Genomic DNA, 12,877 nt, shown 5'->3' with positions numbered 1-12,877 from the left:
AAATCCGGCTAGACAGCAGGCATGACCCGCGACGCCGCGCCCGAAATCTCCATCGTCGTCCCCGTCCACGACGAGGCCGGGGCCGCCGGCCCGCTGGCGCGCGAGATCGCCGAGGCCTTCGCCGGGCGGTCGCACGAGATCATCTTCGTCGACGACGCCAGCCGCGACACCACCCTGGCCGAGCTGCGGGCCCTGTCGGCCGAGCTTGCGACCCTGCGGGTGCTGGCCCACGCGACCAATGCGGGCCAGAGCCGGGCGGTCCGTACCGGGGTGCTGGCGGCGCGAGGCGCGATCGTGGTGACCCTGGACGGCGACGGCCAGAACCCGCCCGCCGACGCGCCGCGCCTGGCCGACGCCCTGATCGCCGCCCCGCCCCAGGTCGCCCTGGTCGGGGGCGTCCGCCAGAAGCGGCAGGACTCGGAGGCCAAGCTGTGGGCCTCGCGCTGGGCCAACCGGATCCGCAAGCGCCTGTTGGGCGACGACGCCGACGACACGGGTTGCGGGTTGAAGGCCTTTCGGCGCGACGTCTTCCTGCGCCTGCCCTATTTCGATCACGTCCACCGCTACCTGCCCGCCCTTGTGATCCGCGAGGGCTATGAGAACCGCTATCTGCCGGTCGGGCACCGTCACCGCGAGACCGGGCAGTCGAAATATACGAACTGGGGTCGGCTGCGCGCTTCGGTGTCTGATATCCTGGGCGTCGTCTGGCTGAAGTCCCGATCGCGTCGGCCCGGGGCGATCACCGAATACTGACGCCCCTGGTCGGCGAACAGCGTGGCGATATGGAGCGAAGCGGGCTATGCGTCGTTAACAAGCTCGGCTGTGACCGCGAGAGGACCGAACGATGCTGATCGCCCTTCCCCTGCTGGCCATACCGGTCGTGCTCTACAACATCGTCATCATGTTCGGGGCCGGCAGCGGCGGCCTGGCGGCGGCCGACGAGACCCTGCGTCAGGCGATGTTCTCCATTCCCATGGCCTCGGGGGCCAGCTGGAACGTCGGGGTCGGCGACCTGATCCTGTTCCTGTCGCTGATCCTGCTCTTCTTCGAACTGTTGAAATCGACGTCGAGCCAGAAGGTGGCGATCGTCAACCACGCCCTGTCGATGATCCTGTTCGTGGTCTGCCTGGTGGAGTTCCTGCTGGTCCGGGGGTTCGCCACCTCGACCTTCTTCCTGATCACCACCATGGTCATGCTGGACGTTCTGGCGGGCTTCATCGTCACCATCATCGCGGCACGCAAGGACCTGGATTTCGGCGGCGCGGGCTGATCGACGTCGCGCTCGGTAAGCCCTAAGAGGCGGCGATGCGCCTCGCCTTCATGGGAACTCCCGAATTCGCCGTGCCGTCCCTGGCCGAGCTGATCGCCTCCGGTCACGAGGTGGTGGCCGTCTGGTCCCAGCCGCCCCGCCCCAAGGGACGTGGCCAGAAGCTGACACCCTCGCCGGTCCAGGCCTTCGCCGAGACCATGGGCCTGCCGGTCTTCACCCCGGAATCGATGAAGTCGCCCGCCGCCATCGCGGACTTCGTCGGGCTGGAGGTCGATGCCGCCTGCGTCGTCGCCTATGGCCAGATCCTGAAGACCGAGGTGCTGGAGGCTCCCCGGCTGGGCTGTTTCAACCTGCACGGCTCGCTCCTGCCGCGCTGGCGGGGGGCCGCCCCGATCCAGCGGGCCATCATGGCGGGCGATCGCCAGACGGGCGTGCAGATCATGCGCATGTCCGAAGGCCTCGACGAGGGACCGATCCTTCTCAGCGAGGTCCTGCCGATCCAGCCCGACGACACGGCGGCGTCGCTCGCTCAACGCATGGCCACGACCGGCGCGAGCCTGTGGCCCCGGGCGCTCGCCGCCATAGAGCGGGGCGGGGCGGTCGAGAGCCCCCAGGTCGGCGAACCGACCTATGCCCGCAAGATCACGTCCACCGAGGCGCGCATCGACTGGACCCGCCCGGCGGCCGAGATCGACACCCACGTCCGGGGCCTGTCCCCCGCGCCCGGTGCCTGGTTCGAGGCCCCGGGGCCGGACGGCGCGCCTGTCCGGATCAAGGCCCTGATGAGCCGGGTCAGCGCGCGCGGGTCGGGCGCTCCGGGCGAGGTGCTGGACGACGAGCTTCGCATCGGCACCGGCACCGATGAACAGGGGGGCGCGCTGCGGCTGATGCGCGTGCAGCGACCGGGCAGGGCGGCACAAGACGCGGCGGAGTTCCTGAACGGCTTTTCCCTGCCGCCCGGGACGGTCCTGGGCTGATGCCGCGCTATCGGCTGACGGTCGAGTATGACGGCTCGGGCTACAGCGGCTTTCAGGCCCAGGACGGCCAGCCCACGGTCCAGGGCGCGATCGAGGCGGCCGTCACGGCCTTCTGCGGCCAGGCGGTGCGGATCGCCGCCGCCGGACGCACGGATTCCGGGGTCCACGCCACCGGTCAGGTCGTCCAGGTCGATCTGGACAAGGACTGGCCCGCCGCGACGGTGATGAACGCGCTCAACGCCCACATGGTGCGCGAGGGGGTGGCGGTGCTGGACTGCGCGGTGGCCGAGGGCGGCTGGCACGCTCGGTTCTCGGCGACCGGGCGGCGGTATCTGTATCGCATCCTGAACCGGCCGGGGCGTCCGGCGCTGGACAGGGGCAAGGTCTGGCACGTCCGTCGGCCGCTGGACGTCGAGGCCATGAACGCGGGCGCCGCGCATCTGATCGGGCACCATGATTTCACGACTTTCAGAGATTTGGCCTGTCAGTCGGCCTCGCCGTTCAAGAGCCTGGACGTCGCCCGGGTCGAGCGGGTCGGCGAAGAGGTGCGGCTGGTGTTCGAGGCGCGCTCGTTCCTGCATCGCCAGGTCCGGTCCATGACGGGCACCCTGGTCGAGGTCGGTCTGGGCCGCTGGAGCCCGGACGACGTCAAGACGGCGCTGGAGGCCAGGGACCGCGCGGCCTGCGGTCCGGTCGCGCCGTCGGACGGGCTGTATCTGACCGGCGTCGATTACGGCTGAACGAGCCTTAACCCTTCGGCCCTAGTTTCGGCGGAAACCACCCTCACGTTCGCGTGAGAGCGGTGGGGCGTTCCAGACCGGCGCGTGGCAGGCTATGACGCTCGCCAAGCGGGGCTTTTGAGGTTTTCGATGGCGGGTCCAGGTTTCGGGCGCGGGCAGGGTCCTGGCAACAGGGGCTCGGGCGGCGCGGCGCGCACGCCCTTGCAGCGCGCCCTGTATTGGGCGGCGGTTCTGGCCGTCTGGGGCCTGATCTTCCTTGTGGTCTTCTTCGCGGTGTTCGCACGCGGCCTGCCCGACACATCGGCGCTGTACGACGTCGATCGCCAGCCCTCGATCACCTATCTGGACCGGAACGGGGCCCTGATCGCCACGCGCGGCTCGCAGCAGGCGCCCCCCGCCGATCTGGAGGCCCTGCCCGACTATGTGCCGGCCGCCTTCATCGCCATCGAGGACCGGCGCTTCTACTGGCATCCGGGCTTCGACCCCATCGGCATGATGCGGGCCATGGCGGCCAACATGCGGGCCGGCCGGATCGTCCAGGGCGGCTCGACCCTGACCCAGCAGCTGGCCAAGAACCTGTTCCTGACGCCCGACCAGAACATCCGCCGCAAGGTGCAGGAACTGATGCTGGCCGTCTGGCTGGAGCTGAAGTTCTCCAAGGAGGAGATCCTCGCCTTGTATCTGAACCGGGTCTACTTCGGCGCGGGCGCCTATGGCATCGAGGCTGCGTCGCAGCGCTATTTCGACAAGGGCGCCAAGGACCTGACGGTCGGCGAGGCGGCGCTGCTGGCGGGTCTTCTGAAGGCTCCCAGCCGCTATTCGCCCGTCTCCGAGAGCGAGCGGGCCGCGACCCGAGCGACCGTCGTGCTGGACGAAATGGTCGACGCCGGCGTCATCACCGCCGAACAGCGTGCCGCTGCCGTGCTGGCGCCGGTTCGGGTCTCGCGCACTCTGGCGACGCAGCACGCCCAGTATTTCATCGACTGGCTGGACAAGGAAATCCGGGGCCTGGTCGGTGAACCGTCCGAGGACATGATCGTCGAGACCACGCTGGACCTGACGCTGCAGACAGCGGCCGAGCGGAACGTGCGCCGCGTCCTGGATCGCGACGCCTCGCGCGGGGTCGAGCAGGCGGCCCTGGTCGCCCTGGACGGCGACGGCCGGGTCCGCGCCATGATCGGCGGGGCCTCCTATCCCGACAGCCAGTTCAACCGGGCCGTGGACGCCCGTCGTCAGGCCGGCTCGGCCTTCAAGCCCTTCGTCTATCTGGCGGCCATGGAAGCCGGCTACACGCCCGAGACGCCGGTGGTCGACGAGCCGATCCGCATCGGCAACTGGAGCCCGCGCAACTACTCGGGCACCTTCGCGGGCGAGATGACCCTGGGCAACGCCGTGGCCCAGTCCACCAACACCGTCGCCGCCTATGTCGCCGACCAGATCGGGCGCGACAGCGTGGCCCGCGCGGCGCGGCGCCTGGGCATCAGCTCGCGCATCGGCCTGGAGCCGGCCATGGCTTTGGGCGCGGTCGAAGTGTCGCCGATCGACATGGCGACGGCCTATGACGCCTTCGCCAACGGCGGTCGCCGGGTCGAGGCCTATGGCATCAGCCGCATCCGCACGCCCCAGGGGCGGGTGATCTATCAGCGCGGCGCTCGCGACGCCGGTGGCCAGGCCATCAACAATCCGTCGCTCTACTATATGAACCAGATGCTGCGGGGCGTGGTGACCAACGGCACCGCCCGCGCGGCCGCCATCGCCGGCCGTGATCTGGCCGGCAAGACCGGCACCACCTCGGACTACAAGGACGCCTGGTTCGTGGGCTACACCGGCGGCTTCGTCGTCGCGGTCTGGGTGGGCAAGGACGACAACACCGCCATGCGCGGCGTGACCGGCGGCGCGGCCCCGGCCGCCATCTGGAAGGGCTTCATGGAGGCGGCCCTGCCGCGCCTCGCCGTCCAGCCCATCCCCAACGGCCCGCCCATGCCCGAGGGCTGGGTCGCGCCCGATCCCGTCGGCGACCTGATGAACTCGATCGAGGACCCCTTCGGCGACAGCCGGGTCATCGACGGCGTCGACCCCGACGCGGGCGAGCCCTATGACCCGGACGCCCCCGTGGACAATCCGCGCCCGGCGGTCGTCGAGGACCAGCGCCGCCGCGACGATCCGCCCGATCAGAACCCGGAGCCCGTCGAGCGCGAACGCGAGCGCCAGAGAGACCCGCTGTTCTTCTGAGGCTCAGCGCCCGACGGCGTGGAGCGCCGCGCCGTGGGTCCGCAGCCAGGCGCGGTGGGGGCGGGGGTCGCCGATCAAACGGTTCACGACAGACCAATAGGCCGGGCTGTGATCGGCATGGACCAGATGGGCGACCTCGTGCGCGGCCAGATAGTCCAGCACCGGAGGCGGGGCCAGGATCACGCGCCAGCTGTAGCGGATCGACCGCGTGCGGGGCGTGCAGGATCCCCAGCGGGTGCCCGCGTCGTTGATGGTGATCGAGACGGGTCCCTGGCCCAGGGCGGTCCGATGGACTTCGGTTCGCTCGGCCAGACGATCGCGCGCGCGCCGCTTCAGCAGATTGGTGACCCGCCGGGCGAAGGCTTCGCCCTCGCCGCCCGAGACGATGCGGCGACCGTCTGGGCCCTCCACCAGCCGCGCGGCCCCGTTGCCGGGTGCGGCCTCCAGCCGGATCGAGCCGCCTTCGAACGGGATGACGGCGCCCGGGGCCAGGGCCGCGCCCGCCGGACGGGCCGTCAGGCGCTGGGCGATCCAGTCGGACTTGGAGCGGGCGAAGGCCACGGCGTCGGCGAGGTGACGCTCGGACGGAGCGACCGCCACGGCCTCGCCCCGGCGGCCGTCGATGCGGATCGAGATGCGCCGCGCGCGCGGATTGACGCTGAGCCTCAGCTCTCCGCCGCCCTCAAGCGGCAGTCGCTGTCCGGTCCGGTACGGCTGAGAGCTTTTCATTGGCGGCGATGAAGTCCCGGGTGCGGGGGTAGATCTCCTCGCGGAACCGCCGCCCGTTGAAGACGCCGTAGTGGCCGACCTCGGGCTGGACGTAAAGCACGCGGCGGTCGTCGGGGATTTCGGTGCAGATCGTGTGCGCCGCCTGGGTCTGACCAACGCCGGAAATGTCGTCCTTCTCGCCCTCGACCGTCATCAGGCCGATGTCGGTGATCCTGGTCAGATCGACGCGCTGGCCCCGGTGTTCCAGGAGGCCGCGCGGCAACAGGTGCGACTGGAAGACGATGTCGATGGTCTGGAGATAGAACTCCTCGGTCAGGTCCAGCACCGACAGATACTCGTCATAGAACTGCTCGTGCTTTTCCACCCCGTCCCCGTCGCCGGCGACCAGGTCGCGGAAATAGTCCCAGTGAGCGTCGGTGTGGCGCGCCTCGTTCATCGACATGAAGCTGTAGAGCTGGACGAAGCCCGGATAGACCTCGCGGCCGAAGCCCGGATAGGGCCAGGGCACGGTGTGGATCATGTTGGACTGGAACCAGGCGAAGGGCTTGGCTTCGGCCAGCTGGTTCGTGACCGTCGGCGACAGGCGCGCGTCGATCGGCGAACCCATGAAGGTCATCGACGCCGGTCGGTTCGGATCGTTCTCGGCCGCCATGACGGCGGCGGCGGCCAGCACCGGCGGGCCCGGCTGGCAGACGCCGACGACATGGGCCCGGGGTCCGATCTGGGCCAGCATGGTGCGGACGTGGTCGATGTAGTCGTGGAAGTCGAAGCGCCCTTCCAGCATCGGCACCTGACGGGCGTTGACCCAGTCGGTGACATAGACGTCGTGGTCCTGGAGGAAGGTCTCGACCGTGCCGCGCAGCAGGGTCGCATAGTGGCCCGACAGGGGGGCCACGATCAGCACGCTGGGGGCGGCGGCGGGCTTTCGCGCCCGCTTCAGGTCGCCGACATTCCGGGCGAAACGGACCAGCCGGACCCACGGGCTCTGCCAGATCACCTGTTCGGTGGTTCGGACCGGATGGCCGTCGATGTTGACGACGTCCAGGCCCCAGGCCGGCTTGCCGTAGCGACGCGTGACGCTCTCGAACAGCTCGGCCGAGGCATAGGCCGTGCGACCGACGGCGGTCTGCGAGGCGGGATTGAAGGGCGAGGTCCAGAATTTGCGGGCGAACTGGGCCCCGATCCGGAAAGGCTGCGCCGAGGAATAGGCGAACTCGTGAAGCGCGTAGAGCATGGAATCCTTGAGGCGGCCCCCGTACGGGCGGGGATGGGGCCATAGAACGCCCGGCTTGGCAAAAGGATTATCGCCGATAACCCTTAACCGTTACCAAGCGTGACGGTCGCCGCCCGTTCACCCTCGCGCCATCACACGCCGGATCAACTCCGCCGACCGCTCCGGCCCCAGGTCGTGCGCCAGCGCGGAGCGGAATCGCCCGTCCGGGCCCATCAGATAGACCGTCAGCGAGTGGTTCATGGTGTAGGCTTCGCCCTCGCCGACCTTCTCGTAGAAGGCGCGGTAGACCCGGGCGGTGTCGGCGACCTGTGCGGGCGTGCCGGTCAGGCCGATGACGCCCGGCGGAAAGCCATCGGACGACAGATAGTCCTTCAGCGCCTGAGGCGTGTCCCGCTCCGGATCGACGGACACGAAGACGATCTGCAGATCGTCGGCGGCCCCTCCCAGCCGCTGACGGGTGGCTTCCAGCGCCGTCAGGGTGGTCGGGCAGAAGTCGGGGCAGTAGGTGAAGCCGAAAAAGACCAGGCTCCATTTCCCGGTCAACAGGGACTGATCGACCGCCTGGCCCTGCTGGTTCACCAGCCGGAAATCGCCGCCGACGCTGGGCTGGCCGGTGCTGGTTCCCTCCGCCACGGCCTCCGCCTGCTCGCGGCCTGTCACCACCACGACCGTGACGGTCGCAAGGGCGGCCGCGATGGCGATACAGGCACCGGCGAACAGCAGGACGGAACGGCGTGGCATCGTGTCTCCAAAGGCGGGGCCGACATCGGCGTGGCGGGGGTCTATAGACCGGTCGTGAGTTTCAGCGAAGCCATCACCCCGTCGCAACCCGCCGACCGTCCCGGACTGCCGCGTCGCAGCCGGGGCCTGAGCCTGCGCACCCTCATCATCTTGCGCTGGCTGGCCATCGCGGGCCAGACGGCGACGGTGATCGTGCTGGTCGCCATGCTGCATTTTCCCTTGCCAATGTGGGAATGCCTGGCGGTGATCTTCGCCAGCGTGGTCGCCAATCTGCTGGCCATGTCGCGGCTGAGACAGGTCGACGGCCGGCTGCCCGACGGCCGCCAGACGGCGATCCATCTGGGTTTCGACATCCTGCAGCTGACGGCGCTGCTGGCCTTCACGGGCGGGCTGGAGAACCCGTTCTGCCTCTTGCTGGTCGCGCCGGTCACGGTGGCGGCGGCCTCCCTGCCGGGCCGTCAGGCCTTGCTGCTGGGTCTGCTGGTCCTGATCGCCACCATCGGTCTGTTCTTCTGGTCCATGCCCCTGCCGTGGCAGGCGGGGACGCGGCTGGAGCTGCCGTCGCTCTATCGGTTCGGGATCGGTTTGGCCCTGATCACGGGCGTGGTCTTCACCGCCGCCTATGCCTGGCGCGTGGCGGCCGACGCCGAGAAGCTGGAACTGGCCCTGGCCACGACCCAGGACGTGCTGCAGCGCGAGCAGCGGCTTGCGGCCCTCGGTGGGCTCGCGGCGGCCGCTGCGCATGAGCTGGGCACCCCGCTGGCGACCATCCAGGTCGTGGCCAAGGAGCTTCTGAGGGCCTCGCCCGCCGACGGGCCGGTGGCCGAGGACGCGCGGTTGCTGTTGGTCCAGGCCGATCGTTGCCGCGACATCCTGAAACGCCTGTCCCAGCGCCCCGAGGACGGCGACGCCCTCTATACCGAGGTGGGCCTGAAGGCCCTGCTGAACGAGGTGGTGGATCCACACCTGGGCTTCGACCTTGATATCGCGGTTCTGGTGACCACGCCGCCGGGCATGGCCGAGCCGCACGTCAAACGCCTGGCGGAGGTCGTCCACGGCCTGTCCGCCATCGTCGAGAACGCGGCCGATTTCGCGGCGACCCAGGTCCGGGTCGAGGCCAAGGCGGATCGCAGCTGGATCACCATCGCCGTGACCGACGACGGCCCCGGCTTCGCCGCCGACATCCTGCCGCGGCTGGGCGAGCCCTATGTGACGTCTCGGCCGCACGGCAAGGCGCGTCAGGCCGTGGCCAAGCAACTGGCGGCGGCGACGGCGGCGGCCCGCGCGCCGAAGAAGTCGCGCCCCGCTCCGGCCGAGCTGCTGGCCGAGGCCATTCCCAGCCAGGGCGGCATGGGCCTGGGCTTCTTCATCGCCCGCACCCTGCTGGAGCGGACCGGCGGCCAGGTCGCCGTGGGCCACGGGGACGGGGGCCCCGGGGGAAACCGGGGCGCGCGCGTCACCATTCGCTGGCCCAGAGACGCCCTGGAAGCGTTATAGTCACTCCGCAGGCGACGCATCGCCGCACCGCTTGAAAGCCGGACCGCAAGGCCCGACCTGCCCGCCAAGGGAGATCACCGTCATGCCGACCGCCACCGCCACCGCCACCGCCACCCCGACCGTCGAGGACCGCATCGCCGCCCTCGCCGATCGGTCCCTGCTGCTGCTGGACGACGACCAGGCGTTGCGGACCCGTCTGGGCCGGGCGCTTGAATCGCGCGGGTTCGAGGTCACCACCGCCGCCACCGTCGCCGAGGCCACCGAGGCGTTGAGGGCCAAACTTCCCGCCTTCGCCGTGCTGGACATGCGGCTGGAGGACGGCAACGGCCTGAAGGTGGTCGAGGCCATCCGCGAACGCCGCGAGGACGCCCGCATCGTCATGCTGACCGGTTATGGCGCGATCGCCACGGCCGTCGCGGCGGTCAAGGCCGGGGCCGTCGACTATCTGTCCAAGCCCGCCGACGCCGACGACGTGGTCAAGGCGCTGCTGGCCACCGGCGACGCGCCCGAGCCGCCCGAGAACCCGATGAGCGCCGACCGCGTCCGCTGGGAGCACATCCAGCGGGTCTACGAGCTGTGCGATCACAACGTCTCGGAGACCGCGCGGCGTCTGGGGATGCACCGCCGGACGCTCCAGCGCATCCTGGCGAAACGCGCGCCGCGATAGGCAACATACGGCCGAGCTTTGCCCCTCGCGTCGGTTCCGCTAGTCAGGATCCAACGACAAGAGGGAAACGCGGACGATGAAGGTTCTGGTCCTGGGCGGCGACGGCTTCTGCGGCTGGCCGACGGCGCTGCACTTGTCGGCGCGAGGCTGGGACGTCGTCATCGTCGACAATCTGAGCCGGCGCAACATCGACAACGAGCTGGAAGTCCAGTCCCTGACGCCGATCCGACCGGTCGGCGAACGGATCGCGGCCTGGACGGAGGTCTCGGGGCGCGAGATCGGCTTCGTCAACATGACGGTCGGCAAGGAGTTCGACCGTCTGGTGGCCCTCATCCGCGACGAGCGTCCGGACAGCGTCGTCCACTTCGCAGAGCAGCGGGCCGCGCCCTATTCGATGAAGTCGGCCCGGCACAAGCTCTACACCGTCGACAATAATCTGAACGCCACCAACCACCTTCTGGCGGCCATCGTCGAGAGCGGTCTGGACGTGCATCTGGCGCACCTCGGCACCATGGGGGTCTATGGCTATACGACCGCCGGCCTGCGCATTCCCGAGGGCTATCTGAAGGTCACGGTCGACACCGATTTCGGTCCGGCCGAGCAGGAGATCCTGTTCCCGCCGAACCCGGGCAGCATCTATCACATGACCAAGACCCAGGACGCCCTGCTGTTCCAGTTCTACGCCAAGAACGACCAGCTTCGGATCACCGACCTGCACCAGGGCATCGTCTGGGGCGCCCAGACCGAGGAGACGCGCCAGGACGAGCGGCTGATCAACCGGTTCGACTACGACGGCGACTACGGCACGGTGCTGAACCGGTTCCTGATGCAGGCGGCGGTCGGCTATCCGCTGACGGTGCACGGATCGGGCGGCCAGACGCGCGCCTTCATCCACATCCAGGACACGGTGCGCTGCGTCGAGCTGGCGCTGAACAATCCGCCGGCGCGGGGCGAGCGGGTCAAGATCCTGAATCAGATGACCGAAAGCCGCCGCGTGCGCGATCTGGCGGCCATGGTGGCCGACATGACGGGGGCCGAGGTCCACAACGTCCCCAATCCGCGTCAGGAGGCCGACGAGAACGAACTGGTGGTCGCCAACGACCAGTTCCGCGACCTGGGCCTGAAGCCCATCACCCTGGCCGAGGGGCTGATGGCGGATGTGGCCGAGGTCGCCCGGCGCTATGCCGACCGGGCCGACCGGTCCAAGATTCCCTGCGTGTCCGCCTGGAACGCCGGCCGGGCCAAGGCCATCGAGGTCGAGCCGGCTCGACCCGTTCCGGCTCCGCCCGCCGCGCCGCGCATCCGCGCCGTCTGACGCCGCGCGTGACCGGATCGCTCCTCGTCTTCGGCGGTGGCTATGTCGGCGCACGGGCCGCGCGTGCAGCCTTGCGGCGGGGCATGGCCGCGGCGGCCACGTCGCGCGATGCGGGCCGCCGGGCGTCGCTGGCGGTCGAGGGCGTCGACGCGATCGACCCTCGCGATGCCGAGGCCCTGTCGGCTGCGGTCGCGCGCGCCTCCGCCATCCTGGTCACCGCCGCGCCGGACGCCGCCGGATGTCCCGGGCTGAGAGCCCTGGTCCCCGCCCTCACGGCCTGCGGAGCCTATCCGGACTGGATCGGCTATATCTCCTCGACCGCCGTCTATGGCGATCGCGACGGCGGTTGGGCCTTCGAGGACGACGACCTGAACGCCTCGTCGCTGGAGGGCGCGCGCCGTGTTCGGGCCGAGGCGGACTGGCTGGACGCCGGACGCGGCATGGGCCTGACCGTGCAGCTGTTTCGCCTGCCGGGGATCTATGGACCCGGACGGTCGGTCGTCGATCGGCTGCGGGACGGCACCGCGCGCCTGGTGAGGAAGCCGGGCCAGGTCTTCAACCGGATTCACGTCGATGACGCCGTTTCGGGCCTGTTCGCCTCGATGGACCGGCCAAATCCCGGTCGGGCCTATACCCTGGCCGACGACGAACCGGCCCCCGCCGATGTGGTCATGGAATGGACGGCCGACCGGCTGGGCTTGCCGCGTCCGCCCGAGGTCTGCTGGACCGACCCGTCGGTGTCGGAGGCGATGCGACGGTTCTATCTGGATTCCAAGCGGCTCTCGAACGCTCGGGCCAAGGCCGAACTGGGCTGGCGACCGGCCTATCCCGGCTGGCGTGAGGGGATCGAGGCGATCCTGGCGGCGTGACGAGACCTTGAATCCTCCCACCACCTACGGTCTCCGGGCGAAGGCCCGGCTGCTCCGCCCGCCCTTCCCACCCGTTCACAGCGGAAGAGCGATGCCGCATGCCTGACCCCGCGACGCCGCGCCGTGCCGAACGGCGTTGGCCTTTCCCGTTCGGCTCGCTAGAAGCGGCGTTCAACCCTTTCCCTTCAGGAGCAACCCATGGGCGTGGCCCTCGTCTGGCTGGTCAACACGGTCATCCAGCTGATGATCTGGTTCATCATCGCCTCGGCCATCCTGTCGTGGCTGTTCGCCTTCGATGTGATCAACCATCGCAATCGCTTCGTCAGCCAGCTGGCGGGTTTCCTCGATGCCGTGACGCGGCCGTTGCTGGAGCCGTTCCGGCGCATCATTCCGACGCTGGGCGGGATCGACATCTCGCCGATCGTGGTTCTGCTGCTGCTCAATTTCGCGCGCATCCTGTTCAACAACTCCGCCGCCGGGCCGTTGATCGCGATCCTGGGGTGACACTTCGGCGACGGGTTCGCCGCAGCGCAGCACTCCGGCCTTGCACCGGGGGCGGACGCTTCTAAGGTGCCCTTCGCCCGGGCGAAACCGCCGCTGACGACC

13 protein-coding genes are annotated in these 12,877 nt (G+C 69.6%); 10 read left to right on the top strand and 3 right to left on the bottom strand.

Annotation, left to right across the window (positions count from 1 at the left end; genetic code table 11):
- Nucleotides 1–21: 21 nt before the first annotated feature.
- From ABN401_RS07120 to ABN401_RS07100, 5 genes are all read left to right on the top strand, one after another.
- Entirely contained in the window at nucleotides 22–753 is a 732-nt protein-coding gene (locus tag ABN401_RS07120) for a glycosyltransferase family 2 protein (RefSeq protein WP_349684144.1), read from the top strand.
- Nucleotides 754–844: 91 nt separating this feature from the next.
- A complete protein-coding gene (locus tag ABN401_RS07115; protein WP_349684143.1) occupies nucleotides 845–1,270 on the top strand; it encodes a hypothetical protein in 426 nt (141 codons plus the stop codon).
- 35 nt (nucleotides 1,271–1,305) lie between these two features.
- Nucleotides 1,306–2,247, top strand: a complete 942-nt coding sequence (gene fmt, locus ABN401_RS07110) for a methionyl-tRNA formyltransferase (protein ID WP_349684142.1) — start codon at nucleotides 1,306–1,308, stop codon at nucleotides 2,245–2,247.
- A complete protein-coding gene (gene truA, locus ABN401_RS07105; RefSeq protein ID WP_349684141.1) occupies nucleotides 2,247–2,987 on the top strand; it encodes a tRNA pseudouridine(38-40) synthase TruA in 741 nt (246 codons plus the stop codon). The genes fmt and truA overlap by 1 nt, the downstream gene beginning before the upstream one ends.
- Nucleotides 2,988–3,116: 129 nt before the next feature.
- A complete protein-coding gene (locus ABN401_RS07100) occupies nucleotides 3,117–5,219 on the top strand; it encodes a transglycosylase domain-containing protein (RefSeq protein ID WP_349684140.1) in 2,103 nt (700 codons plus the stop codon).
- Between the two features lie 3 nt (nucleotides 5,220–5,222).
- Here ABN401_RS07100 and ABN401_RS07095 read toward each other — a convergent pair whose 3' ends face one another.
- The 3 genes from ABN401_RS07095 to ABN401_RS07085 all read right to left on the bottom strand — a co-directional run bounded on the left by ABN401_RS07095 (nucleotide 5,223) and on the right by ABN401_RS07085 (nucleotide 7,923).
- The gene (locus tag ABN401_RS07095) at nucleotides 5,223–5,948 is read right to left on the bottom strand and encodes a M48 family metallopeptidase (protein WP_349684139.1); all 726 of its coding nucleotides are present in this window, start codon (nucleotides 5,946–5,948) and stop codon (nucleotides 5,223–5,225) included.
- Nucleotides 5,902–7,182: a polyhydroxyalkanoate depolymerase gene (locus ABN401_RS07090; protein ID WP_349684138.1), complete on the bottom strand. Its 1,281-nt coding sequence runs from the start codon at nucleotides 7,180–7,182 to the stop codon at nucleotides 5,902–5,904. The genes ABN401_RS07095 and ABN401_RS07090 overlap by 47 nt, the downstream gene beginning before the upstream one ends.
- Before the next feature lie 117 nt (nucleotides 7,183–7,299).
- Nucleotides 7,300–7,923, bottom strand: a complete 624-nt coding sequence (locus ABN401_RS07085; RefSeq protein ID WP_349684137.1) for an SCO family protein — start codon at nucleotides 7,921–7,923, stop codon at nucleotides 7,300–7,302.
- 54 nt (nucleotides 7,924–7,977) lie between these two features.
- Between ABN401_RS07085 and ABN401_RS07080 the strand changes: the two genes are divergently transcribed.
- The 5 genes from ABN401_RS07080 (at nucleotide 7,978) to ABN401_RS07060 (ending at nucleotide 12,775) form a co-directional block, all read left to right on the top strand.
- Complete coding sequence (locus ABN401_RS07080; protein WP_349684136.1) at nucleotides 7,978–9,420, top strand: ActS/PrrB/RegB family redox-sensitive histidine kinase; 1,443 nt, start codon at nucleotides 7,978–7,980, stop codon at nucleotides 9,418–9,420.
- A gap of 82 nt (nucleotides 9,421–9,502) precedes the next feature.
- Nucleotides 9,503–10,087: an ActR/PrrA/RegA family redox response regulator transcription factor gene (locus ABN401_RS07075; RefSeq protein ID WP_349684135.1), complete on the top strand. Its 585-nt coding sequence runs from the start codon at nucleotides 9,503–9,505 to the stop codon at nucleotides 10,085–10,087.
- 76 nt (nucleotides 10,088–10,163) lie between these two features.
- Nucleotides 10,164–11,402: an NAD-dependent epimerase/dehydratase family protein gene (locus ABN401_RS07070; protein ID WP_349684134.1), complete on the top strand. Its 1,239-nt coding sequence runs from the start codon at nucleotides 10,164–10,166 to the stop codon at nucleotides 11,400–11,402.
- Between the two features lie 8 nt (nucleotides 11,403–11,410).
- A complete protein-coding gene (locus ABN401_RS07065; protein ID WP_349684133.1) occupies nucleotides 11,411–12,271 on the top strand; it encodes an NAD-dependent epimerase/dehydratase family protein in 861 nt (286 codons plus the stop codon).
- A gap of 198 nt (nucleotides 12,272–12,469) precedes the next feature.
- The gene (locus tag ABN401_RS07060; protein ID WP_349684132.1) at nucleotides 12,470–12,775 is read left to right on the top strand and encodes a YggT family protein; all 306 of its coding nucleotides are present in this window, start codon (nucleotides 12,470–12,472) and stop codon (nucleotides 12,773–12,775) included.
- The last annotated feature ends 102 nt before the right edge of the window (nucleotides 12,776–12,877 follow it).

It is taken from the genome of Brevundimonas aurifodinae, from assembly GCF_040195595.1.
Lineage (GTDB): Bacteria > Pseudomonadota > Alphaproteobacteria > Caulobacterales > Caulobacteraceae > Brevundimonas > Brevundimonas aurifodinae.
The sequence above is the reverse complement of the archived record's forward strand: the minus strand, read 5'-3'. Positions and strand labels throughout refer to the sequence as shown.